Source organism: Larsenimonas salina, from assembly GCF_023736155.1.
Lineage (GTDB): Bacteria > Pseudomonadota > Gammaproteobacteria > Pseudomonadales > Halomonadaceae > Larsenimonas > Larsenimonas salina.
Map to the genome: position 1 here is coordinate 223,455 of NZ_JAMLJJ010000004.1, position 25,450 is coordinate 248,904.

Annotated in this window: 20 protein-coding genes; 7 read left to right on the plus strand and 13 right to left on the minus strand. The window is 56.9% G+C overall.

Annotation, left to right across the window (positions count from 1 at the left end; all coding sequences use genetic code 11):
* Positions 1-5: 5 nt before the first annotated feature.
* The 5 genes from NAT23_RS09955 to NAT23_RS09975 form a co-directional block, all read right to left on the minus strand.
* Positions 6-1,622: a TolC family protein gene (locus NAT23_RS09955; RefSeq protein ID WP_251927911.1), complete on the minus strand. Its 1,617-nt coding sequence runs from the start codon at positions 1,620-1,622 to the stop codon at positions 6-8.
* Between the two features lie 9 nt (positions 1,623-1,631).
* A complete protein-coding gene (locus NAT23_RS09960; protein ID WP_251927912.1) occupies positions 1,632-3,017 on the minus strand; it encodes an HlyD family type I secretion periplasmic adaptor subunit in 1,386 nt (461 codons plus the stop codon).
* Positions 3,018-3,067: 50 nt separating this feature from the next.
* On the minus strand, positions 3,068-4,840 hold the full coding sequence (locus NAT23_RS09965) for a type I secretion system permease/ATPase (RefSeq protein WP_251927913.1): 1,773 nt from the start codon (positions 4,838-4,840) through the stop codon (positions 3,068-3,070).
* A 351-nt stretch (positions 4,841-5,191) separates the two neighbouring features.
* Complete coding sequence (locus NAT23_RS09970) at positions 5,192-6,574, minus strand: undecaprenyl-phosphate glucose phosphotransferase (RefSeq protein ID WP_251927914.1); 1,383 nt, start codon at positions 6,572-6,574, stop codon at positions 5,192-5,194.
* 802 nt (positions 6,575-7,376) lie between these two features.
* Positions 7,377-8,576 (minus strand): glycosyltransferase family 4 protein, encoded by a 1,200-nt coding sequence (locus tag NAT23_RS09975; RefSeq protein ID WP_251927915.1) that lies wholly within the window; start codon positions 8,574-8,576, stop codon positions 7,377-7,379.
* 55 nt (positions 8,577-8,631) lie between these two features.
* On the opposite strand from NAT23_RS09975, the gene NAT23_RS09980 reads away from it, so the two are divergent.
* Positions 8,632-9,642 carry a capsular polysaccharide synthesis protein gene (locus NAT23_RS09980; protein WP_251927916.1) on the plus strand — a complete coding sequence of 337 codons (1,011 nt, stop codon included), beginning with the start codon at positions 8,632-8,634 and terminating at the stop codon, positions 9,640-9,642.
* Between the two features lie 117 nt (positions 9,643-9,759).
* Here NAT23_RS09980 and glyA read toward each other — a convergent pair whose 3' ends face one another.
* The 3 genes from glyA to NAT23_RS09995 form a co-directional block, all read right to left on the minus strand.
* Positions 9,760-11,025: a serine hydroxymethyltransferase gene (gene glyA / locus NAT23_RS09985; protein ID WP_251594019.1), complete on the minus strand. Its 1,266-nt coding sequence runs from the start codon at positions 11,023-11,025 to the stop codon at positions 9,760-9,762.
* A gap of 137 nt (positions 11,026-11,162) precedes the next feature.
* Entirely contained in the window at positions 11,163-13,664 is a 2,502-nt protein-coding gene (locus tag NAT23_RS09990; RefSeq protein WP_350028327.1) for an ABC transporter permease, read from the minus strand.
* On the minus strand, positions 13,664-14,425 hold the full coding sequence (locus NAT23_RS09995) for an ABC transporter ATP-binding protein (RefSeq protein ID WP_251927917.1): 762 nt from the start codon (positions 14,423-14,425) through the stop codon (positions 13,664-13,666). The genes NAT23_RS09990 and NAT23_RS09995 overlap by 1 nt, the downstream gene beginning before the upstream one ends.
* On the opposite strand from NAT23_RS09995, the gene NAT23_RS10000 reads away from it, so the two are divergent.
* Complete coding sequence (locus NAT23_RS10000; protein ID WP_251927919.1) at positions 14,424-15,101, plus strand: arylesterase; 678 nt, start codon at positions 14,424-14,426, stop codon at positions 15,099-15,101. The genes NAT23_RS09995 and NAT23_RS10000 overlap by 2 nt on opposite strands.
* 53 nt (positions 15,102-15,154) lie before the next feature.
* Positions 15,155-16,129: a zinc transporter ZntB gene (locus tag NAT23_RS10005; RefSeq protein ID WP_251594025.1), complete on the plus strand. Its 975-nt coding sequence runs from the start codon at positions 15,155-15,157 to the stop codon at positions 16,127-16,129.
* On the opposite strand, the gene NAT23_RS10010 is transcribed toward NAT23_RS10005, so the two are convergent.
* Complete coding sequence (locus NAT23_RS10010; protein WP_251594028.1) at positions 16,130-16,396, minus strand: Rdx family protein; 267 nt, start codon at positions 16,394-16,396, stop codon at positions 16,130-16,132.
* An 80-nt stretch (positions 16,397-16,476) separates the two neighbouring features.
* Here NAT23_RS10010 and NAT23_RS10015 point away from each other — a divergent pair, with 80 nt between their 5' ends.
* The 4 genes from NAT23_RS10015 to ettA all read left to right on the plus strand — a co-directional run bounded on the left by NAT23_RS10015 (position 16,477) and on the right by ettA (position 20,530).
* Positions 16,477-17,829 (plus strand): MFS transporter, encoded by a 1,353-nt coding sequence (locus NAT23_RS10015; RefSeq protein WP_251927921.1) that lies wholly within the window; start codon positions 16,477-16,479, stop codon positions 17,827-17,829.
* 93 nt (positions 17,830-17,922) lie between these two features.
* A complete protein-coding gene (locus NAT23_RS10020) occupies positions 17,923-18,366 on the plus strand; it encodes a PAS domain-containing protein (RefSeq protein WP_251927923.1) in 444 nt (147 codons plus the stop codon).
* Positions 18,367-18,471: 105 nt separating this feature from the next.
* Entirely contained in the window at positions 18,472-18,687 is a 216-nt protein-coding gene (locus tag NAT23_RS10025; protein ID WP_251927924.1) for a PA3496 family putative envelope integrity protein, read from the plus strand.
* A 181-nt stretch (positions 18,688-18,868) separates the two neighbouring features.
* Positions 18,869-20,530 (plus strand): energy-dependent translational throttle protein EttA, encoded by a 1,662-nt coding sequence (gene ettA / locus NAT23_RS10030; RefSeq protein ID WP_251927926.1) that lies wholly within the window; start codon positions 18,869-18,871, stop codon positions 20,528-20,530.
* A gap of 70 nt (positions 20,531-20,600) precedes the next feature.
* On the opposite strand, the gene lpxL is transcribed toward ettA, so the two are convergent.
* The 4 genes from lpxL to rpoS all read right to left on the minus strand — a co-directional run bounded on the left by lpxL (position 20,601) and on the right by rpoS (position 25,441).
* Complete coding sequence (gene lpxL / locus NAT23_RS10035; RefSeq protein ID WP_251927929.1) at positions 20,601-21,524, minus strand: LpxL/LpxP family Kdo(2)-lipid IV(A) lauroyl/palmitoleoyl acyltransferase; 924 nt, start codon at positions 21,522-21,524, stop codon at positions 20,601-20,603.
* Between the two features lie 72 nt (positions 21,525-21,596).
* Positions 21,597-22,694, minus strand: a complete 1,098-nt coding sequence (gene alr, locus NAT23_RS10040) for an alanine racemase (protein WP_251927931.1) — start codon at positions 22,692-22,694, stop codon at positions 21,597-21,599.
* Between the two features lie 62 nt (positions 22,695-22,756).
* Positions 22,757-24,241: a TolC family outer membrane protein gene (locus tag NAT23_RS10045; RefSeq protein ID WP_251927933.1), complete on the minus strand. Its 1,485-nt coding sequence runs from the start codon at positions 24,239-24,241 to the stop codon at positions 22,757-22,759.
* A gap of 222 nt (positions 24,242-24,463) precedes the next feature.
* Positions 24,464-25,441, minus strand: a complete 978-nt coding sequence (gene rpoS, locus NAT23_RS10050) for an RNA polymerase sigma factor RpoS (protein WP_251927935.1) — start codon at positions 25,439-25,441, stop codon at positions 24,464-24,466.
* Positions 25,442-25,450: the final 9 nt, after the last annotated feature.

A 25,450-nucleotide genomic window follows, 5' to 3' on the forward strand; every position in this document is an offset into this window, starting at 1 on the left:
AGCCTCTAATCTGCCTCTCCTGCTTCTATTATAGTGCTAATTTGATGCATCACCTCAATAAGATCTTCTGTAGCTAACTTACCACTGGCAGCTTTAAGATTGAGCCTATCCAATAATAATTGACGAAAGGTTTCCACGTATTGGATTCGCTGCGAATACAGGTCGGCACGCGCCCCAAGCACATCGACCAGATCGCGCAGGCCAAGAGCGGCACCCTTGTCTGCGGCTTCAAGGTAGAGTTCGCCGGAACGAATGGATTGAGCAAGCGCCTCAAGACGGGTGATGTCTCCACCAATGTTGCGATGATACTGCCGCATTTTTTCCAGCGACTGCCGACGAGCGTCACTGACGTCCGCCATGGCCGCCTGTTGGCGCAGCTCTCCCTGACGAATACTGGTACTGGTATAGCCACCCCGGTACAGATTCATCCGGGCCTGTATGGTGGCTGTCTTGTCCTCGCTTTCCCGATAAGGGTCATCGCTGTTGCGATCCTGCCAGGTCAGATTGAGATTGACCTCCGGATAATAGCCCGCCTGGCGAGTGCTGGTATCGGCGCGCGCCACTTTAAGCTGCGACTGCGCCAGCACGACTTCTGCATTGTTGCTGATCAGGGGCTCCATCTGGTCGAGTGGCGGCGGTGTTTTAAACCCCTCGTCCGGAAATGTGCTCAATGCAAAATGATCAAAGTCAGGGGAAACGCCGGTCAGGCGTTCCAGAGTCGATCGAGCATTATCGTAGTCGTTTCGGGCCGCTGCGATATCGGCAAGGGTACGATCATGCTCGGAGCGCGCCGCCAGAAGGTCGATCCGATCTCCGATGCCCAAGTCATAGGCTCTTTGCGCCTGAGTAACCTGAAGTTCCAGTGATTCACGCTTGCTTGCCAGCAGCTCAACACGCCTGGAAAGATAGAAGGCATTTAGATAGGCCTCGGCCGTCTCCAGCGCCAGGTCTCTCTCATTGACCACAATCTGTTGCTCGGCAGCATCGCGCTGACGGTTGGCCTTTTGAACCTGACGAATGCGCTCCATTGAAAACAGGGGCTGAGAGAGCCTGATCTGACGTGTCGTGTCAGTAGATCTCCCCTCACAACGGCGCTCGAACTCGGACCCGGCCGCCGGCTCGCCCGTCTCGGGGTTTTGCACGCAGCTATTTAGATTGCCGTCGGTGTAGATATTGTCGCTTTCGGTATAGCTGCGCAGCACCGTAACATCGATCTGTGGCTTGAGACGCGCCCATGCCATGGGCACTTCCAGACCTGTCGCCTCGGCTTGGAGGCGCTGACTGGTCAGCGAAGCGTCGTTTTCAAGCGCGCGTGCAAAAAGCACCGGCAATGAGGGCACGGTATTGGCATAAGATACCTGCGACTTCGACGCCGAAATAGTCTGACGACTTGACCCTCCATTTCGGGCCGACAACGGCATCTGCTCACTTGATGATAGCGAGGGCAGCGCCGCACCGTTCGACTCGTCCCGCTTCGTGAGATTCAGCTGGACGGCGCCATTGGCTTCACCGGTGTCTATTTGCATCATGAAGTCATTGCCGGAAGCCGGTACGCTCGTTAGTGCCACGCCGCTAAAAAGCAGGGTACCGATACTCCACAATGTGCGCCGAAAATGGGTCATGCCTTCTCCTCAGTCCTGACGCATGGAGCGGTTGAGCATATCGGTTACAGGCTGCATCAAGTAATCGAAGAGCGTTTTCTCACCCGTTTGAATCATGATCTCAGCGGGCATGCCGGAGAGTAGCTGCATATTCTCGGTCATCTGCTCTCGCCCTTCCTCCGAGACCTGAAGCAGTGCCTTGTAATAACGCGAGCCGGTGTTTTCATCTTCAAAGCTATCTGCCGAGACGTGATCCACCACACCATCAACCACTGGCGCGCGGCGCTGATTAAAGGCGCTGAAACGGATTTCGGCCGACTGGCCACGGTAGATATTGTCAATATCCTGAGCAGGTATGCGCGCCTCAACCATGAAGCCTTCATTGGCAGGCACGATACTCATGATGGGCTCACCGGCCCGAACCACGGCACCGATGGTGTGAATATCAAGGCCGACGACAGTGCCACTGACCGGAGCCTTAATATCAGTACGACCCACTTGATCCTGAAGGGCCACCATGCGCTCACGTGAATCGGAGATCTGAGATTGTGCCTGGCGCAATTGCTCGCCAATTTCCTGCTGATAGTTTTGTTGTTGAGATTCGATACGCGAGCGGTTTTCGCTAATTTGGGATTTTAACTGCGCGATTTGTGCCCGTGCCCGAGCGGTCTCGGATTCAGATTGCAGGACTTGGCGCTGAAGTTCGCGAATACGCTGATTATTGCCAAGCCCTTCCTTGAAGAGCGACTGGTAGTCTTCCACTTCACTACTCAAGGAAGAGATCCGTTTTTGATCGATACTGATGGTTTTTGTCAGACCATCGATTTGTTCGCGATATTGCTGAATTTGATCATTAAGGGCAGCGATCTCGCTTTTCAGTGAACTACGACGCGAGAAGAACAGACTTTTTTGAACCGCCATGATCTGCTGAAAACGATCATTGTTCTGCACCATTTTCGTTAGCTCATCCGGAAAGGTCATGCTGTCGCTCCCCTGCTGTTCTGCAAGCAGCCGGGCTTCCTGAGCGCTGGCAATGAACCAGTTGGCACGTGCGATATCATATTGAGAGCGGGACTGGGTGCCATCCAGTACCATCAACACATCGCCTGCTTCCACATGATCGCCGTCGCGCACATTGATTTGATCAACGATACCGCCCTCAAGGTGCTGCACCGTCTTTTTAAAGCTTTCAACCGAGACAGTCCCGCTGGCAACAACCGCGATGGAAAGCTGGGCCAAGGCAGCCCACAGTCCGAACCCCCCAAAGGCGACCAGCAGGATAATAATACCGGCCAATTTCACCTTTCGGTCACTGGTAGGCAGTTCAGGGCGCTGACTGCCCGAACTGCCCTGACTACCTGGCGTACGGTTGCCTTCCAGAAAGGTCTGGCTGCCAGCAACAACATCATTTGCCATGAAAGGAAACTCCAGAACTTACAGAAATGGTGACAGGAACTCGCCGGTCTTTAGCTTTTTGAAGCGTGCCCCGAGACTGATTTACGACCATGCTCGTTAAGAGATGTCGGCGGCTTGCTGCCTTGATCAGCGGGTTTACGCTGGCGAGCAAAGCGGTTTAGTACTTCATCCCGTGGGCCGAACATGCTGACCTGCCCATCCTTGAGCACAAGAAGTTTGTCCATGCTGCTAAGTACACTGGTGCGATGCGAGATGACAAAAACGGTAGTACCTTCTTCCTTGAGCACCGCAATCGCTTTGGCAAGAGCCCTTTCACCACTGTCATCCAGATTGGAATTGGGTTCATCGAGCACAACCAGTACCGGTTTCCCATAGAGCGCACGCGCCAGGCCGATGCGCTGTCTTTGACCACCGGAAAGTGCACCGGCAGAAGCCGATATGAAGGTGTCGTAGCCATCGGGCTGCTGCAGAATCATTTCATGAACACCAGCACGCTGAGCGGCTTCGACCACACGTTGGGCATCCACTTCACCAAACCGCGCGATGTTTTCACTAATGGTGCCATCGAACAGTTCGATGTCCTGGGGCAGATAGCCGATCCAGGGGCCTAGTTCATGGCGATTCCATTGAGTGATATCGGCCCCGTCCAGACGAACCTTGCCGACTTGGGTAGGCCAGATCCCAAGGAGAACCCTGGCAAACGTCGACTTACCTGAAGCACTAGGTCCGATGACCCCAATGTGCTCCCCCTTACCTACTTCGAACTGCACACCGCGAATGGTCGACATTCTTGCCCCCGGGGGGCCTGCGGCGATGCCTTCGATGCTCACCCGCCCTGTCGGATCAGGCAGTGACATTCTTTCGCTTTCAGCAGGGATGTCGTTGAGCAACGTTTGCAGGCGCTCATGGGCGTTTCGGGCGCCTACAAATCCTTTCCATGCACCAATCATCTGATCGATCGGTGCCAGAGCGCGCCCCATCAGAATGGAACCTGCGATCATCATTCCGGGGCTGATCAAACCGTCGATTACAAGCAACGCACCCAATCCTAGAATCAAGGACTGAAATAACATCCTTAATACTTTTGAAACATTGGACAGAGTGCCGGCACGATCACTGGCCCAGGATTGCTTGATCAGAAATTCTCGATGGCGAGCGGCCCAACGCTGGCGTATCCCGGGGAGAATGCCCATAGCGTGCAACACTTCGGCATTGCGAAGGTTGGAATTGGCAAGCTCCTGAGCCTTTATCTGCTCACTGCTGGCCTCGGCCAGAAGTTTCCGAGTGGCATACTCATTGGTGATGGCCAATGCGAACAAAATCACGCCCGCACCAATGGCAAATACACCGAACCACACATTGAACATGAAAAGGACAGCGATATAGACCGGAATCCAAGGAGCATCAAAAAAGGCAAAGAGACCATTTCCGGTCAAGAACTGCCTAAGACTTGTCAGATCATTGAGGGGCTGCGCGGTCTGCTGACCGGGAGTCAGAAGGCTTTTTCGAAACATGGCCCCATAGAGCCGATCGCTTACCAGCGTATCAATTCGATTACCCACTCGAACCAAAAGGCGGGAGCGCACGATCTCAAGCCCACCCATGACAACGAAAAGGAAGATTACAATCAAAGTCAGCATCAACAGCGTCGCTTCACTTCGAGTAGTGATGACCCGATCATAGACCTGCAACATGTAAAGAGGCGGTACCAGCATCAAAAGGTTGATGAACATGCTGAATACGCCCGCAGAAATGAAGGAGTTTCTACACGCTTTTAGCGCCACCCCAAGGTCGGAAGGAGGCTGTTTTTGCTTCGAAGGCATGACAAATGCTCATTGTAATTGAAAAAAAGAGCAGACTTTTAATGCCCGAACTCTAACAAAAAGGGCTACCCTTTTCTAGATTAGGCCTAAGAAGCGCTGTTATTTACGATTCAACATCGACCAGACATAAAACGATAACGCTAAGCTATTACGTTTTTTTGACCGGTGTCGGTACTCAGAGGCATGAGGGCATCAGTTATAGGCTTGAGGTAGCGCCAACTCGATAGGAGGATTCTGATTCTACCGGCCGTATTGTCCGTAAAACGAGGGGAAGTGCTTCAAGGCTTAGCTAACAGTGAAACGCCTTTCAGAAGCGCCAGAAATCAGACCAAGACCATCAAATTTAAGTTATTAAAATACATCTCGCCCCTTAAAACCAATTACTAGTGTTTTAAAAATAATCAAAATATCAAGACCAACATTCCAGTGCTCGATATACCAAAGATCGTGCTCAACTCGATTCTGCATTTTTTCCAGTGTGTCGGTTTGTCCGCGATACCCTTTAACTTGTGCCCAACCTGTAATCCCCGGCTTAACCATATGCCTTTGCATATACGACTCCACAAGCTCTTTGTAATATTCATTATGTACAAGCGCATGAGGCCTGGGCCCCACGATCGACATTCGACCTTGTAGAACATTAAAAAACTGAGGCAGCTCGTCAAGCGATGTTTTTCTAAGAAAGGCACCGACGGGAGTAAACCTAGGATCTCTTCGAACTGCTTGAGTAACATTTCCACTAGGCTCATCATGCACATACATTGACCGAAACTTGTAAACCTTAAATCTTCTCCCACTTAATCCTGTTCTATATTGCTTAAAAAGTACTGGCCCCGTAGACGTACAACGAACAGCAATTGCAATTGCAATATAAAGAGGAAGACACAACGTCATGATCAAAGAGCTTAATAAAACATCCTCACATCGCTTAATAATGCGCGCATTACCGCTCATGGGACTGACGCTTAAATCTATAGCATAGAGACCTACTACCTGACTCACTCTGTGGTTCAGAAGAGGGAGGTCGGAAAACTCAGGTATGAATCGAACTTCGACAGTTTGATATCTCAAGGAATGCATAAGAGATTTAACGACACCACCCAGTGCCAAAGGCATACAAATCCATACCTCATGAACTTGTCGCTCAGCTACACGGCGAGTAATAATTTCCATTTCCTTAGGCCCAGGATCTTGACTCAGCCGGTGTATACCGCTGATGGAAAATCCAGCACTTTTCTCCTCACGCATATGGCGTGTAATATCACGCAGAATTATTCCCGGCCCAATAAGAAAAACTTTTCTTCTATTTAAACCACGTATTCTCAACCATGACAGGATTTTTTTGGCCAATAAACGAGAGAGGGAACATAAAACAAAAGATATGGCTAATGTCATTCCAAGCCACAGCCTTGAATAGCGATGCGCCGCCTGAGCAAAATAAATTAATGACGCAGCAGCAATAGCAACCAAAATCCAAACTATCAATAGTCTAAAAACAAGCGTTATCAACGAGGTGGTTCTCCATCTAACATAAGCTTGTCTTAATATATTAAGCAGTACAACCAACAGCACAGTGACCATTAGGGCTAACTGGTATCTTTCATGCAGCTCGAAACTTCCCAGCCTTATTTGATAAGCCGCCATCCCTGAGAGCCAAATAAGCAATGCGTCAAAGACTGGGCCAAAATAATGTAAAGGGAACCGTTCGGTAACTAAAAGTTTTCTTCCTTTCATTTAGATTTTAGCCATAATTAAATTCATGCATGAATGTAAAGAACTACTGACAACCATATCCAGATCACAAAGATTAGGCAAAGACCGCTAAAAAAGCATCAACACCTTTGGAAGCTGTCTATACACTTCAGTCCGAGAACTTTTCTCGCATAGCACTTAAAAACAAGCTGTATCCAATTAAAACACATAGCTATCATGCACCAACACCTCTTGTCGAAATAATTACAACCCAGTCAGCTCACCCAGCTAAATTTTAAAAACTCAAACCAATATATAAAACTTTAGATTAACGCTAGCATCGATCTCGCTTGAGCACTTTTTTAAAGCGAGCCTAAAAAAGGCTTATACTTTGATACCACATCTAAAAAAAATACCAATGTGTAAATTTATCAAAAAACTATTCACACACACTACCCTAATAATATAAAACAGCCACATCAAGGCTACTTTCAAAAAAACCCAAGCAGATACTTGCAAAAATTATTACCTTACAAAGATAAACAGCAAATTCACCTACTGACTAACACCAAACGTATTGCTTAAAAAAATCAATAGCGCAGACTTCATAAGCACGAACCGCCTCCCCCTCTACTCGAAATGCTTGCCCAATATCTTATAATAAAAAATTAAATCTATCTAAGAGCGTTAACTTGCCCCATCTTGATATCCCCAAAAACTGAAACTTAAAATTTCACCGAAAAGTAGGCTCGCAACCTGCGTTGACAATGAGAAACCAGCTCTACAGAGGGCATTTATTACGCTAAACACCTAGCAACTGATTAACAATTTTATTTATTGAACATTATCTTTGTAAGGTATTACCAATAAACCCCATCAGCCGATCGCCGTACCGCGTAAGGTTCTGCTCCTGCATAAGCTGCGCTCTAGCGCGCTGGCCGATGCGCCGGCGCAGTTCCACGTCATTGGCCCATTCGATCAGGGTTTGCGCGGCCTCTTCCGGGTCGATCACCTGAGCGGAGACCAGGTCGTCCCTGCTCGGTGAATACACCTCGCTCGGGCCCTGCACGCAAAGCTCGCTGTACTTTTTGAGTGCATCTCTTGGCCGAGTAGGTTCGATGATGGCGCCGTTGGCGGCGTCCATTAACGCCTCCGGCAGGCCATCAACGTTACTGACAAGCGTCGGCAGGCCATAGGCCATCGCCTCCTGCGCTACCAGCCCGAACGGTTCACGCCAGGAGGGGCAAATAAACGCATCGAGCTCGGTGTAAAACGCCGACATGTCGTTGACCAGCCCGCAGAAGCGCACGTTGTCCTGAAGTTGCCACCGCTCAACCCATTCACGCAGCACCGGCTCGAGCGGCCCCTCCCCCGCGATCCAAAGCTCGGCCTCGGGCAACTCGGCCTGAACACTACGAAAGGTCTCGAGCGCGACCATCGGCGCTTTTAAGCCTTTGAGGCGGCCTGCAAACCCGAGCCGAAAGCGCCCTTCCGGGTGTTCAGCAACACGTTCCGGCACCTCGATGGCGTTATGCAAGGTCAGCGCCGGTACGCGTTCGGAGAGCCCGCAGCGAAGTTGAAGCATGCGATAGGCGGCATGGGAAACCGCGACCACGCCGGAAAGACGCGCAAGGTAGTCATCGACCTCGCGCGTTTTCGGCGCGGTCCAAGAAGTGCCGTGCTCGTAATGAAAAACCGGGTGGCGCTCAAGCATCGGGAGCGGGTTACCCGCCAGCTTGTTCCAGACAAGAATGGCCTGGGGGTCGATGCGCTCGATCAGTGCTTTCTGATGCCGGCCGCGAAGGCCCAGAAGCTCAGGCAGCTTGAGTGTCGAGGGCCCCTTGATGTTGTGAATCGGGTAGCCCCGGGCACTCAGCTCATCGCGCAGAAACGGATGCACCTGTTCGGTTTGCAGCAACACATCCAACGCCATCGCGCGCTTGTATTCGGTCACAAACCGAAGAAAATAGCGCTCCACACCTCCCAGGTTCTTAAGACTGACAAGGTGCGCCATTCTGGGCGGCGATGGTGCGTCGTTGCTCATGATAGGGTTACCAGCTGGGAGTGATTGACCTGTCACACTATATCATGAGGGCTTGATGAGACACCTGCCGAAGACGGTTTTCACCAGCCGATGGTTCGAGCGAAAATGCGTTCGCGCTCGTCGGGCACTTCCCGCCCTGGATAACGCCTACGTACGCTTCAATCTGCCCGGTTTCACGCCGACGGCCGATGAGGCCGCCCCGGCGTCGAAGGCCCTGGCGGCGCTTAAGCAGGCTGGCCACGCCGGGTATCGTGAAGGCGCCGCACCGCGCATTTTGTGGATGTACTGGAATACACCGGCCGATGAGGCACCGGAGGTGGTTCGGCTGGCAATTGCCTCCTGGCAGGCGCTCAACCCCGAGTATGAAGTGCGTGTGCTCACCGATGACACGATGGTTGAAACACTCGGTGTTGATCTCTTTTCGGTATTCACGTTAAGCCGCATCAAGCTGACGCTCGCCATGAAGACCGATGTCCTCCGGCTGTACCTTCTAAGCGTGTACGGCGGCGTGTGGGTGGATGCCACCGTCTTCTGCCTTCAGCCATTGGAGAAGTGGCTACCCGAGGCGCGCGCGCCGCTCGATCTCTTTACCTTTCGCCACCCCACGGAAAGAAGCCGGCCTGTGGAGGCGTGGTTCATCGCGGCAAGCCCGGGGCATCCGGTGGTCAAAAGCACACTGGCCCTGTTCGTCGATCATTTATTCGCACCGAGAACCGCCGCGCTGTTTGTCTCCAATAACCGAAAGGACCTGAAAAAACTCGGGGTACACTCGAACCATCCTGAACGGCTCTACGCCGATACGATCACCGCCGCCGAAGGCTACGGGTTCATGCCCTATTTTTCAGTGGGCTACTTCTTCAATGAAAGTATGCGGCGTCATTGGCACGCCCATGAGATCGAAGCGTTTCTGGCGCTGCCGAACCGTCATCTTTCTCACACGAAGACCGAGGGTCTGGAACAGGCGGTCGTCTCCAAGGAGACCTACAAGAAGACGCACCAGCAAAGCGAGGCGTATGCGATCAAAAAGGCGCACCTTCAGTCACTCTTGAACACGCCTGCACGCTAGGAACGGACGCGTTCAAGGCTTGAACCCAAAACACAGGCATTAAAAAAGCCGCACGGTGTGCGGCTTTTTTGAACAACGCGCCCGTTACCGGGCGCGCGGTTTAATGCATCGCGTCGATCAGGAGTAGACCGGCAGACGCTTGCAGATTTCCTCGACCTTGCCACGCACCTGATTCTCGATCTCGGTGGTGTCTTCGCCCTTGCCGAGCACGTCAAGAATGTCGCAGATCCAGCCGGTAAGTTCGCGGCAGTCGTCGACCTTGAAGCCACGCGTAGTGACAGCCGGCGTACCGATACGAAGACCGGAGGTGACGAACGGGCTTTGCGGGTCGTTCGGCACGGCGTTCTTGTTGACGGTGATGTGGGCACGGCCAAGTGCCGCGTCCGCATCCTTGCCGGTCACGCCCTGCTTGACCAGAGACAGCAGGAAGAGGTGGTCCTTAGTGCCGCCGGAGACAACATCGAAACCGCGCTCGACAAACACTTCCGCCATGACCTTGGCGTTGTCCAGCACCTGCTGCTGATACTGTTTGAAGTCAGACGAGAGTGCTTCCTTGAAGCACACGGCCTTGCCGGCGATGACGTGCATCAGCGGGCCGCCCTGACCGCCCGGGAATACGGCAGAATCAAGCTTCTTGTAGAGGTCCTTGTCGCCGCAGGCAGACAGGATCAGGCCGCCACGCGGGCCACGAAGGGTCTTGTGCGTGGTGGTGGTGACGACGTGGGCGTGCTTGAGCGGGCTCGGGTAGAGACCCGCCGCGACCAGACCGGCCACGTGCGCCATGTCGACGAACAGGTACGCACCGACGTTATCGGCGATCTCGCGGAACTTGCTCCAGTCGATGATCTGGGAATACGCCGAGAAGCCGGCGATGATCATCTTGGGCTTGTGTTCTTCGGCCAGACGCGCAACTTCGTCGTAATCGATCAGACCTTCGTCGTTCAGGCCATACTGGACGGCGTTGTAGTGCTTGCCGGAGAAGTTCGGCTTGGCGCCGTGCGTCAGGTGGCCGCCCGCGTCAAGGCTCATGCCGAGTACGGTGTCGCCCGGCTTGACCAGCGCCTGGAACACGGCGCTGTTGGCCTGGGAACCGGCGTGCGGCTGAACGTTGGCGTAGTCGCACTCGAACAGCTCACAGGCGCGGTCGATCGCAAGCGTTTCGACCTTGTCGACGAATTCGCAGCCGCCATAGTAGCGCTTGCCGGGATACCCTTCAGCGTACTTGTTGGTCAGAAGCGAACCCTGCGCTTCGACAACGCGCGGGCTGGTGTAGTTTTCAGAGGCGATAAGCTCGATGTGCGCTTCCTGACGCGCCTCTTCTTCATTCATTGCGCTGGCCAGTACGTCGTCGTATCCGGCGATGGTCATATCACGGCTGAACATGCAATTGATCCTTAACAAAGCGGGCGACTGTAAATCGTGGACGGCCATGATAGCGCAGCTCATTTTCCGATTCACTTGAAACCACCTCATCAAGATTGCCGATGTCGCTCATGCATCGGGTGTGCGTCGCTTCCTCTTCATGACTGTTCGAGCTGACTCAGACTGGTCATCGGCGGCTGCCTGCGAAGGTCGCGTCCAAGCACCCAGCCAAGGCCTCCCACCAGCGCCATACCTACACCGGGAAGCCCGACCCACAAAAGCGGGTGTGCCCGAACCGGCAGGTCAAGCCAGAAGGCGTAGAGCGCGGCGGTGCCGCCCTCCACCAGCACCGCGGCCATCACTCCGCTGAGCCCGCCCAGCCAGAGAAACTCTGCACCGTGGGCCTTCGAGAGATACCCGGACTGCGCCCCGAACACTCTGAGCAGCGCGCCTTCATGAGTGCGCTCGGGGCGCGACGCCGCCAGCGCCGCAAAAAGCACCGCAACGCCTGCCGCCCCAACGAACAGGAGAATGAATAAAATCGCACGGGCGACCTGAGAGAGCATGCGATCGACTTCATTCAGGATCACGCCAATGTCCAGAAACGACACCGACGGGAACTGCTTGACCACCTGCCCCAGCGCATCGCGCTTGTCCGACGGTAGGTAAAAGGCAGTGATAAAGCTGTGGCTAAAGCCCTCGAGCACATTCGGCGGAAAGATCACGAAAAAATTGGGCTTGAAGCTTTCCCAGTCGACCTTGCGAATGCTGGTGATGCGCCCGGTCACGTCTGAACCGCCAATATCGAACGTCAGCGTATCGCCGAGACTCAGATCAAACCGCGTCGCCAGCCGCTCGGCCATCGAGATCGGCACCACACCCTCGCCCGCTCCGGCATCAGGGGCGAACCACTGGCCCTGGGTCACGTCATTGGTGTCGGGCAGCGCCTCGCGCCAGGTCAGGTTGAGCTCGCGGCGAAGGTTGCCGTCTTCACGGGCCTCCTCCGGCACCACCTGCCGCGGCGGCCGGTCATTGATTGCAACGATTCGCCCACGCACCAGCGGGTAAACGTCGCTTCGACTGGTCGTCAGCGCATCCAGCGCGTTCGTGAAGTCGGCGCGCTCGCTGGGCTGGATGTTGATCGCGAACTGGTTGGGCGCGTCCGCCGGCAGGCGGTTCTGCCAATCATCGAGCAAATCGGCACGCACCAGCGTAATGAACCCGACCGCAGCAAGCGTCACCGAAAACGCAACCATCTGCCCCTGGCTCGAGCGGGTGCGCTGGGCAAGCTGGCGCGCGCCCATTCGCCAGGGGCCGTGAAACCGGTAGGAGAGCCGCCCGAGCCCACGAAGCAACACGGCGCTGACTGCCCACAATCCAAACAGGGCGAGAAACCCCAGCACCAGCACCCAGAACGACAGCATCAAATCCTTGCTGAAAAGCCACAAAAGCGCGCCGAACACCAGACTCGCCACCAGCACCACCCAAAGCGCCGAGACCGGCATCGGGTCGAGCTCGTGACGCAGCACCTTCAGCGCGCTGACGTTCTTGAGCCTCAAGAGCGTCGGGCCGGCGAACCCCGCAAGCATCGCCACCGCCGTCAGCACCCCAAGCGCCAGCGGCATGATGCCCGGTGGCGGCAGCGCAAGCGTCAGCATCGCGGCCAGCAGACTCAAAAGCGCCTCCTGACCCAGCCAGCCCAGTGCTGCCCCGAGTACTGATGCCATCAGCGCCAGCCAACCAAGCTGATACAAGAAGAGCGCCGTAAACTGACGCCGTTGACTGCCGAAGCAGCGAAGCAGTGCCACTGTCATAAGGTGACGTTCGACGTAGCGTCGGGTGGCCATCGCCACTGCAACGCCTGCCAGCAGTACTGCGGCAAGCCCCGCCAGACTCAGGTATTTCTGGGTACGCTCGAGCGTGCGACCAAGCCGTGGGCTGTCGTGCTCGACGTCCATCACGCGAATGCTTTGATCGCGCAGCGAATCGAGCCACGGCTGAATGGCCTCGACCGCCCCACTTTCGCCCCGCCCCATCAAACGATAGGTCACCCGGGCACCGGGATGGATCAAATCGGCGCTTTCAAGCGTTGCCTGAGACAGGAGGATGTGCGGATTGAGATTGGCAAGCCCGACCCGTTGATCGGGCTCGCGCTCGATGAAGCCAGCCACACGCACGCGGGTCTGGCCGAGCTGAAATTCATCACCAAGGCCGGCCTCGAGCCGGCGGCCCAGACGCGCATCGATCCAGACCTCACCCACTGCCGGCGGCCCGGTTTTTTGTACCTCGCCGGCGGCAGTTCTGATGGTGAGCGTACCGTAGAGCGGATAGTCATGATCGACGGTCTTGAGGCTCGAAAGCTGAAAGGCGCCCTGGCGGCTTGCCATCGAGACCATCTGCGTCTGCTCACTGGTCTTGAACCCACCTTCGCGCAAACGGGTCACATCCGCCTGTTCGAACGGCGCCCCCTTGACCAGCACCACGTCGCCGCCAAGGAGCTGCCCGGCCTGACGGGCCATGCCCTGAGTCACTCGGTCGAGGAAGAAGCCGATCATGGTGGTGGCGGCCACTGCAATGATCATGGCCAGAAACAGCGCGCGAACGTCCGCCGCTCGTAAATCGCGCCAGAGACTCTTGAGCGCCAGTCGTGCCATCTGCATCAAAGGTTCTCCCACGGGATCAACGCGCCGTCGGCAAGCGTCAGTTGCCGCGCGCACTGGCGGGCAAGCTCGGTGTCGTGTGTGACCACGATCAGCGTGGTGCCCTGGTCGCGGTTGAGCGAGAACAGAAGCTCCGCCACCGATTGCCCCGTGTGCTGATCTAGGTTGCCGGTGGGCTCATCGGCGAACACCAGCTTCGGCTCGGTCACGAACGCCCGGGCGATTGCCACCCGCTGCTGCTCGCCGCCGGAAAGCTGGCGCGGCAGGTGGTCGAGCCGGTCCCCCAGTCCCACGCGCTCGAGCCAGGTTTTGGCTCGGGCACTTTTGTCACGCGCTTCGGTCAATTCAAGCGGCAGCATCACGTTCTCGAGCGCCGTGAGCGTCGGCAGCAGTTGAAAGTTCTGAAACACGAAGCCGACCTGCCCGGCGCGAAGTCGGGCCCGGCCGTCTTCATCAGCCTTGGAAAGCGCGGTATCGAACAGATAAAGCTCGCCGCCGCTTGGCTGATCAAGGCCTGCCAGCAAACTTAAAAGCGTTGATTTCCCCGCGCCGGATCGGCCTAGAATGGCAAGACAGTCGCCGGGGGCCACGTCCAGGTCGAGCGCATCGATCACGGTCAGCGTACGGCTTCCCGAGCGTACCTGCTTGGAGAGTCCGACTGCCCGCAGGATCGTGGGCGTGGCCGGCTCATGCCCCGAAGGCTCCCGTGTTACGGATTCATGCGTCACAGACTCACGTATCGAAGAAAAGGATCGAGACATGTTGAAAACACTCCTGACATCGACCGGGTCATCACGGCCAGAATGGACGCGCCCTCGGTGGGCCGCGGCGTTGATTCTCGCATTGGGCTTGGCAGCAACCGGCGCGGCGCGGGCCGAAACCATACTGGTGTTCGGCGATAGCCTGAGCGCTGCGCACAACATGCCGACCGACAAGGGCTGGGTGCATCTCTTGCAGCAGCGCCTCGGCGACAAGGACAAGGTCATCAACGCAAGCATCAGCGGTGAAACCACCTCGGGTGGGCTCGAGCGGCTGCCCAAGGCGTTAGAGCAGTTTGATCCCGACATCGTGCTGCTGGAGCTTGGCGGTAATGATGGCCTTCGTGGGCTGCCTCCCGCCCAGATTCAGTCTCGGCTCGACAAGATGATCCAGTTGATCCAGAACCACCCGGCCCGCGTCGGTTTGCTCGGCATCATGGTGCCGCCCAATTACGGTCAGAACTACTCGACGGCCTTCAAGAACATCTACCCCACACTTGCCGAAAAATACGCCCTGCCGCTCGAGCCGTTCATGCTCGACGGCGTGGCGCTCGATGACGACCTGATGCAGGATGACGCCATTCATCCCAACGCCCGCGCACAGCCCAAGGTGCTCGATAATGTGTGGAGTGTAGTCGACGAACTCTTGAGTCTGCCGCCTGCGTCCAAATCATCTTAAGCCGTCGTTTAGACGGTGCGCCCATGCACGTACTGCTCGTTTAAGGACACTCAATGGTTGATGCCACGACTTCTCTGGTTGCCGCCTACCGACTCGATGGGCTCGGCGGTGGTCAGCTTCTGGAACACGATGACTTGAATCGCATCTGGCAAACCGACCCGGCGCCGGTCTGGATGCATCTTGATTTCACGCATGGCGATGCGCCGCACTTCCTGCAGGATATCGCCGACCTGCATGAAGACGTGATCGAGGCCCTTTTGGAAGAACAGACGCGCCCCCGGGTCGGGCGCTTTGTCGGTGGGCTTGTCACCACGCTTCGAGGCATCAATTTGAACCCGGGTGCTGCCCCCGATGACATGATCTCGCTTCGCGTGTGGCTTACCAACAACCGCCTGATCACACTGAGACGGCGCCCGCTTCAATCGATTTCACTGGTGAGAAACTACCTGCACGACGGCGAAGGCCCCCGAAATGTGTCGGAACTTTTGGCGTCGATGACCGACGCCATGATCGATAAGGTCGGTGAACTGGACCACGATCTAGACGACCGGCTCGGGCAGCTGGAGGAGTGTCAGCTCAACGATGAGCTGATCGACGACGACGAGCTTTTGAAGCTTCGCCGCTCGCTAATCACGCTCAGGCGCTTCATGGAGCCTCAGTGCGACTGCTTGAACCGGCTGGCCAGTGAGCCGGGCTACGTCGAGGAGACCGCCCGGCTCTGGCTCAGGGAATCCGCCAACCAGCTTCAACGCTACGTCGAAGACACCAAGGCGATGCAGGAGCGCTCGATGATGCTGCAGGAGCAGCTCAACAGTGAGCGCTCCGAGCAACTCAACGACCGCATGTACGTGCTTTCGGTCATTACCGCGATCTTCCTGCCACTTGGCTTTCTGACCGGGCTTCTGGGCATCAACGTCGGCGGCATTCCAGGCGCCGACAACCATTACGGCTTTACGGTATTCGTTGGACTGATCGTACTCGTGATCCTGTTACAGCTTTGGCTGCTGCGCCGAAAACGCTGGTTCTGATCACCGATCCACATGGCCGAGATCGCGCTCGGGGTCGAGCCGGTCTCGGACCAGCCGTTTGATTTCCTTCACGGCCGGAAAGCCGTTATCGCGCTTGCGGTCCCAAAGCAGTTCTCCGTTGGCCAGAATATCGAAATGCCCGCCATGACTCGGTGCAAGCGACACTTCGTCAAGATCTTCACCGAACGTCTGTAAAAGCTCCTGAGCATACCAGGCTGCCCGCAGTAGCCAGTGACACTGTGTACAATAATGGATCGTGATGCGCATGGCTCTTACCGCCTTTTAAATTTGACTATGCTTGCTCGCCTACTTTAGCGATGCACCGCCATGAGAGACAAGGAAGCCACATGGCCACCGATACCCAAGATACTCCCTGTCAAGATACTACCCCTCAAGATAGTACGCTTACCCGCACCTTCGAAGCGTTAACCCATGATGAAGATGCCCGCACCTGCAAGGATATTCCCGACAGCGCCTGCAACCAACAGCCCGGTAACTTTATAAAGCAGCTTCTTGGCTCGCTTGGCAATAAGCTGGCCGATGAACTGGCAAGCGCCCGGCTGATTCTGCCCTGGCTTCTGGGAGCACTGGGCGCCCCGGGCTGGATGGTCGGGCTACTGGTCCCGATTCGAGAAGCCGGCGCGCTTCTGCCGCAGGTGCTGGTGGCGGGTCTGATTCGCCCGCTGCCACAAAGAAAGTATGTCTGGGCCGCTGGCAGCGCCATTCAGGCCGCGTCCGCCTTTGCCCTGGCGCTGGTGGCGCTGTGGGGCGGCGGCAGCGTAGGCGGGTCGATGGTGCTTGTAGTACTGGTGATACTGTCACTGGCGCGTGGGGTGACCTCCATCGCCACCAAGGACGTGCTTGGAAAAACCATCGACAAGCAAAAACGCGGTCAGCTCATGGGCTGGAGTGGCAGCCTTGCCGGGGGCGCAACGCTTGCCGCCGGCGCCATCCTCATTGCACTGGGGAATCAGCCAAGCCGCGCCGCGCTGGTCGTGTTGCTGGTGATCGCGAGCATTGGCTGGCTTGTAAATGCCCTCTGCGCACTGCGCCTTAAAGAAGACGACGGCGCAACAGAAGGCGGCAGCACCGCCCTTGCCACATTGAAAGACGGCGTCAAGGCACTCAAGCGCGACAGGGAGTTTCGCCGCTTCAACCTGGCGCGCACCCTGCTGCTCGGCAGTGCGCTCGCCCTGCCCTACATGGCCCTGCTTGCCCAGAACAACAGCGACGAGAACCTGAAGGGGCTTGGCGTTTTAATTCTGATTTCAGGCATTGCCAGCATGATCGCGAGCCCACTCTGGGGCAAACGTGCCGACCGCGGCAGCCATATTGTGATGAGAAACGGCGGACTGATCGCCGCGGCGGCCGCCTTTCTTGCCGCTCTTACGGCCCTGTTGCCCTTTGCATGGACTCAGACGGTGTGGCCCTTCGCAATGCTGTACGCAGTGATGATCATCGCACACACCGGCATCCGTCTTGGCCGCAAGACCTACGTGGTGGATCTGGCCGGGCAGAAGCAGCGAGCGCTGTATGTTGCGATGTCTAATACGTTGACCGGCATATTGCTGCTGGTGTTCGGTGCGGTTATTGGCGTAACGGCACACCTAATCGGTAGCGCGTGGGCATTAATTTTGCTTACATTGAGCCTTTTCATTGCGGCCATGCTCGCTCAACGTCTTCATAATGTTGAACAATAACGGCGCGCATCACGCCTCATACGTCGTGGCAGGCCGGGGTGGCCTGCACAATGGAAGAACGACCGCACTCTATCATCAAGGATCCACGACCCAATGCAACGACCTCACATGATCAGCCCTGAACTTCTCGAGCGCGTTATCAACTCTTCTGATGACGGCATCGTGGTCGCCGAGCAGGAAGGCAACGAAAACATTCTTATCTACGTCAATCAGGGCTTCGAGCGTTTGACCGGGTACAGCGCCGACGACATCCTCTATCGAGACTGCCGCTTTCTTCAAAACGGCGATGCCCAGCAGCCCGGGCTTGACCGCATTCGGGATGCGCTGGCGGAAGGCAAGTTCTGTCGCGAAGTCATTCGAAATTACAGAAAGGATGGCAGCCTGTTCTGGAACGAGCTTTCGATCACACCGGTCTACGATGAAGGCGATGAGCTTCAGTACTTCATCGGAGTTCAAAAGGACGTCACCGATACCATCGAGGCGCGCCAGGAGCTGGACAGACTGCGGGACCAGATCAACACCGACCACAAGGCCTGATCTATTTACACACTGCAAAGTCAAGTAACTTTTTGAAAAGGTATTGCATCCGCGCATCAGTCACGTTATATAGCCAGTCAGGAACCTGGCTTAGGAGGTGAACCCATGAGTTCAGAAGAGCTGCACCTCGATCTTGACGAACTGAGCGACGATGCCGTCAATGACGACGAGTTCGAACTGACAAAACCCCGCAAGAGTGACCCCAAGGCCCGGCGGCGCCTTGAGTCGTTGCTTGAAGAACGCAGGCTTCAGCGAGACATTACCGACGAATGGTTGCTAGATGATGATGACGACATCGACGAGGATGTCGAAGAAGAGTAGCCCCCAAAACACCAACGACGGCCGCCTTGCGCGGTCGTTATCGTTTATGACCCCACATTTCCGACGATTTTGTCGTCAAGTTCGCACTGCGGCTGGCCTTGATGCCATGCGCGCTCTATCATCGCCCTCTAGTGAGGCCAAGAGCCCCTACCCCACTTCCTGACAACGGTATTGGAATCTCATGGCGCAATACGTCTATACCATGAACCGGGTCGGCAAGATCGTGCCGCCCAAACGTGAAATCCTCAAGGACATTTCCCTGTCGTTCTTCCCAGGCGCCAAAATCGGCGTTTTGGGCCTGAACGGATCCGGCAAATCCTCACTGCTGCGCATCATGGCAGGCGTTGACACCGAATATAACGGTGAAGCTCGCCCGATGCCGAATCTGAACGTAGGGTATCTGCCGCAGGAACCCGTACTGGATGATTCAAAGACCGTCCGTGAGGTGGTCGAAGAGTCCGTCGCTCATATTCATGAGGCCCAGACCAAGCTCGACGAGGTCTATATGGCCTACGCCGACCCCGACGCCAATTTCGACGCGCTGGCCGCCGAACAGGCCCGGCTCGAGAATCTGATCGAGGCAAGCGATGCCCATAACCTCGAGCGCAAGCTCGAAGTGGCCGCCGACGCTCTGCGCCTGCCGCCATGGGACGCAAGCATCGCCAACCTCTCAGGCGGTGAGCGTCGCCGTGTGGCGCTGTGTCGTCTGCTGCTGTCGAGTCCGGACATGCTGCTGCTCGATGAGCCGACCAACCACCTGGACGCCGAATCGGTCGCCTGGCTCGAGCGCTTTCTGGTCGAGTACCCCGGCACCGTTGTTGCGGTTACCCACGACCGCTACTTCCTCGATAACGCTGCCGGCTGGATCCTCGAGCTTGACCGCGGGCGTGGCATTCCGTTTGAAGGCAACTACTCCAACTGGCTCGAAGCCAAGGAGAAGCGTCTCGAGCAGGAAGCCAAGCAGGAAGCCTCGCGTCAGAAGGCAATCAAGCAGGAGCTCGAGTGGGTTCGCCAGAATCCGAAGGGGCGTCAGGCCAAGAACAAGGCGCGTCTTAATCGCTTCGATGAGATGCAGTCCGGCGACTTCCAAAAGCGCAACGAGACCAACGAGATCTACATTCCGCCCGGTCCGCGCCTTGGCGACAAGGTCATCGAGTTCCATAACGTCACCAAGAGCTTTGAAGGCAAGGTGCTGTTTGAAGACCTCTCCTTCCAGGTGCCGCCCGGCGCCATCGTCGGTATTGTCGGCGGCAACGGTGCGGGCAAGTCGACCCTGTTCAAGCTGGTGGCCGGCATGGAACAGCCCGATGCCGGTAATGTCGTCATCGGTGACACCGTCGACATCGCCTACGTCGAGCAGCTCCGTGACAAGATGAAGGATGACCAGACTGTCTGGGAGGCCGTATCCGACGGTCACGACATGCTGAGCATCAATGGCTATGAGGTCTCCTCACGCGCCTACGTTGGTCGCTTCAACTTCAAGGGCACCGATCAGCAGAAGTACCTGAAGGACCTGTCCGGCGGTGAGCGCGGACGACTTCAGCTGGCGCAGACCCTGAAACAGGGCGCCAACGTACTGCTGCTCGATGAGCCCTCGAACGATTTGGACATCGAGACCCTGCGCGCACTCGAAGAAGCGCTGCTGGCGTTCCCGGGCTGCGCGATGGTGATCTCGCACGACCGCTGGTTCCTCGACCGCATCGCGACGCACATTCTCGCCTACGAAGGCGATTCGAGCGTCACCTTCTTCGAAGGCAACTACAGCGAGTACGAGGCGGATTACCACAAGCGCGTCGGCAACGACACGCCCAAGCGCACCAAGTACAAGCGCATCGACGCCTGACCGAGGCCTTGCCTGCAAAAACGCCCCGTCGAGACGGGGCGTTTTTCATGGCGGGGTCATCGACGCACCCTCAATACAGCGACGGGTCGCTTTTGTTCGGCCGTGTCTTGAAGCGCCGATGCAGCCACAGATACTGCTCGGGGTGCTTTCGAATCGCCTGCTCGATGAACGCATTGATGCGTGCCGCGTCCGCTACTTCATCCCCGGTCGGGAAATTATCGATCGCCGGCAGGTACTCGAGTGTATAGGTGTAGTCGTCCGGGTTACGATGGAACATCAGCGGCATCACCGGCGCCCCGGTCATCCGGGCAATTTTCGCAGTCAACTTGATCGTGGCCGCCTCGACGCCGAAAAACGGCGCGAACACGCTGGCCTCACGTCCGAAATCCTGATCCGGCGAATACCACACCGCATGGCCGGCCTTGATCCGCCGAACCACACCACGGAGATCGTGACGGTCAATCGCAGCACCAAAGATGCGCCGGCGCGCCTTGGTCATGAAGGTTTCAAACACCGGGTTATCGTGGGGGCGGTAGACCACATCGGCATCGAAAAAGAGCGAGTGCAGCGCACCGCCAAGATCAAGCGTCGAGAAGTGAATCCCGATGATCAGAACGCCCTTCCCCTGCGCCTTGGCCTCTTCCATATGCTCAAGGCCCTTGAAGGCCACACGATGACGCATGTGTTCAGGGTCGCGACACCACCCGGTGGCCGTCTCCAGAATACCGATGCCATTGGCATGAAAGGTCTCGCGCACCCGCCGTGCACGCGCCGCATCGTCGAGCTCGGGGAAGCACAGCGCCAGATTGGTCTCGGTGATGTGTCGACGACGCTTGGCAAACCGCCAGACCAGCTCACCCAACCCCTTGCCGACCCAAAGCTTCACGCGCCAGGGCAGCCAGGCGGCCAGACGCATCAATCCGATGGCGCACCAGGTTGGCCAATACCTCGGGTGGGCATGACTTTTCGGGCGTGTTCGCTTTTTCTTACCCATGGGCTGTCCAGTTCACTTAAAAAAACGCTCATTGTAGAGCGCACGCGGGCGCACTTCGAGCACCAGGCGCGTTCATGTCGTCAGATAGCGACGCGGTACACGAGGCAGCACCCCGGTAAGTAGCGTATAGCTGATGGTCTCGCAGTGTCTGGCCACATCATCGACTTGGAGAGCTTCCCCCGTCGCGGCGCTTCCCCAAAGCGTCACGCGTGAGCCGACCGACACCTCGGGAAGGTCGGTAACATCGACGGTCATCATGTCCATCGAGACCCGCCCGGCAAGGGGCGCCCGCTGCCCGTCCACTAGAACGGGCGTACCATCGGGGGCGTGGCGATCATACCCGTCGCCATAGCCACAGGCGATGACCGCGATACGGCTCGGCCGCGCTGTTTCGAAGCGCCCGCCATAGCCGACCGGCTCGCCGGGCCCAAGCGTTCGAAGGGCAATGACTTCGGTCTCAAGCGTCATGACGGGCTTTAGCTGCTGACTGAGCTCGGTGGTTCGTTCAAGCGGGTCAGCGCCGTAGAGCATGATACCGGGCCGGTTCCAGGCACCATGTGCCTCAGAATGCACAAGCGTTGCCGGCGAATTCGCAAAGCTCACCGGGGCGTCGAGCCGACGGGCTACGGTACGAGCCTTTTCAAGCTGTTCGGCAAACTGCGGCGAGCGCTCGAGATCGGCCGAGGCAAAGTGCGTCATCAGATGACGCTGATGGACGTTTTCCATAGCCCCAAGCGCATGCCAGGTCGACTCGACCTCATCAAGTGAGAAACCAAGCCGGTGCATGCCGGAATCGAGCTTGACCCATACCGTAATCGGCCGGGCAAGCGATGCGTTGGCAAGCGCCTCGATCTGCCACTGACTGTGTACGACACACCAGTAGTTACGCTCGGCAATACGCGGAAGTTCGGAGGCGTTAAAGAACCCTTCGAGCAGGACGATCGGCTGAGTGATACCCCCGTTTCGAAGACGGTCGGCCTCTTCGATGCTTGCCACCGCGAACGCCGGCGCCAGATCCGAAAGTGCCCGGGCGCACTCGAGCGCGCCGTGCCCGTAGGCGTCGGCCTTCATGACGGCAAGCGTTTGGCTTTCAGGGGCACAGGCACAGGCCAGTTGATAGTTGTGCCGCAGGGCTGCCAGATCGATATATGCCGTTAAAGGCCGGGCCATGACGTAACTCCACAGTAAAATACGCCGTTATTGTCGCGTCAGACCCGGCGCGCGACAAGCGCCTAGCGCTCGGGTGTGAGCCGAGCCGGTGTTACGGCGCCGAATACGTTGGAGTCCTGATCGACGGTACTGATCTCGCGACTCAGAAGATCCTGATCGTTACTGCGATCGGAAATGTCGAGCTGCACGGCCTTGTCGGCGTCGAGCCACTTGTTGAGTGCCTCGAGGGTGCCCTGATCCAGGACACCGGCGGCCTGACGCAGATTCAGCATATCGAGGATGTAGTCATAGCGTGCGTCGGCGTAGTTCGACATCGCGGTGTAGAAATCCTGTTCGGCGTCCAGGACATCGACGATGTTGTAAGTGCCGACCTGATAGCCCTGACGTCTGGCATCAAGCGAGCTGCGCGCTGAGGCGATCGCCTTTTTCTGTGCCGCGATGCTGTAGATCGCGTTATTGACCTGCGCGTAATAGGAACGGGCGTTTTGAACCGCGGTTCGAAGCTGGTCCTCGGCCTGAAACTGGGTCTGTTCGAGCGTATAGGTATTGGCGCGAACCTGCGCACTGGTCGATCCACCGGAGAAGATCGGCACGTTGACCTGCACCCCAAAGGTCGTGTCACCGGAGTGGCCGCGAATGTAATCCTGATTGGACTTGCTGTAGTCGTAGTTGGCAAAGGCACTTACCACCGGCAGGTGCCCGGCGCGCGCGGTTTTGACATCGGCGCGGGCTGCCTTGACCGCAGCCTTTGCGGCCAGCAGCGTGATGTTTTGGGTCGCCGCCATGCTTGCCCAGTCGTCACGGGAGCTGGGCTTTGGCCGCTCGATCGGAAGGTCGCTCTTGAGCGTATCGATCGAGGCATATTGCTTGCCGGTCAGCTGCTCAAGGCTTTCAAACGCCACTTCAAGCGCGCTTTCCTGAGAAATTCGCTGGGCACGGGCACTGTCGTAGGACGACTCGGCCGAACGCACCGCGGGAATCGCGACCACACCAACTTCAAATTGCTGACGAACCTGCTCGAACTCACGCTGTAGCGCACGTTCCTGCGCGCGGTAGGTCTCGAGCAACTCATGCGCTCTCAGCACTTCGAAATAGGCTTCAGCCACGTTGTAGAAGAGCTGCTGACGGTCACCGGCAAGCGTCAGCGCCTGCTGAGCCGTCGAGCGTTCGGCCGCCTCGAGCTGAAACCAGTTGGTTGCATCAAACAGCGACTGGGTCAGCTGAACATTGGCCGACGTGGCGCTGTAGTCATCATCGCTGCCTCGGGCCGCGGCCGTACCGCCCCCGGCCGTCGCGGCACCGGCGCTTGAATCCGGGCTCGAGATCACGTGATAACGCGTATGCGTTGCAGACGCCGTGATCTGAGGCAACAGGTCGCCGCGCTGTACATCTTCCTGAGCCTCGGTGCTGTCGTACCCGGCACGGGAGGCGGCGTAGTTTGCGTTGTTGCTCATCGCATCGCGGGTGATGGACATCAGGTCGGCGGCCTGTACCTGGGTCGAGGCGGCAAGCGCCACGGCCAATGAGAGCGCCTTGATTCTTGGCATGGGAATAAGTTCCTGTAACGGCTTTGCGCATTGATAGACGACGGCTTCGAACAGCTCGCATCGCGCTCGAGCGCATTGATCAGACATACATACAAGAATGCATGTTGGTTTCTCTATAGTCTATCGCGTCATGGTGCAAATAAAAAAGCATTCTCCGAACGAGAACGGGCGGACCCAAGGTCCGCCCGTTTTAGCAATCATTGCACCGTCGCGAGGTGCGGCTTAATGCTGATCGAAGATCGATTCGAGAGAAAGCCCCTGCCCTTCCAGCATCTTGCGCAGCTTCTTGAGCGCCTCGACCTGAATCTGGCGAACCCGCTCGCGGGTCAGACCGATTTCGGCACCGACGTCTTCAAGTGTTGCCGGCTCATGACCACGCAGTCCGAAACGACGTACCACGACTTCCATCTGCTTCTGGGTAAGCTCGGCGAGCCACTCATCCACGTGCGCCTTGACGTCGAAATCGACCAGATCGGATTCCGGCCCGGATTCATTTTCATCAGCGATGGTGTCGATCAGGGGTTTGTCGCTTTCACTGCCTACCGGATAGTCGACCGACGATACGCGCTCATTGAGCCCGAGCATCTTCTTGACGGTCTCAACCGGCTTGTCGAGATGTGCGGCGATCTCTTCAGCGGTCGGCTCATGGTCAAGTTTCTGAGTCAGCTCGCGCGAGGCGCGCAGATAGACGTTCATTTCCTTGACGACATGAATCGGCAGACGAATCGTACGGGTCTGGTTCATCAGCGCCCGCTCGATGGTCTGGCGAATCCACCAGGTGGCATAGGTAGAAAATCGGAACCCACGCTCGGGATCGAATTTTTCCACGGCGCGAATAAGCCCCAGATTACCTTCCTCGATCAAATCGAGCAGCGTAAGGCCACGGTTGAGATAGCGCCTTGAGATCTTGACGACCAGGCGAAGGTTGGACTCGATCATGCGCTGGCGCCCGGCCGGGTCACCTTTCTGCGCAAGACGGCCGTAAAACACCTCTTCTTCAGGTGTCAGAAGCGGGGAGAACCCGATTTCGTTCAAATAGATCTGAGTGGCGTCCAGACTTTGGCTGGACTGTTTTTCATCGCGATTGAGAGCCTTCTCAAACGCGCCTTCTTCCTCGGCGACGTCATTGTCGTCAAGATTCAGTTCCGCGTCGGCGTCTTCAAGATTTACGTCCTGTAGATCTCGTTCTGCTACCGTCATAGCTATTAC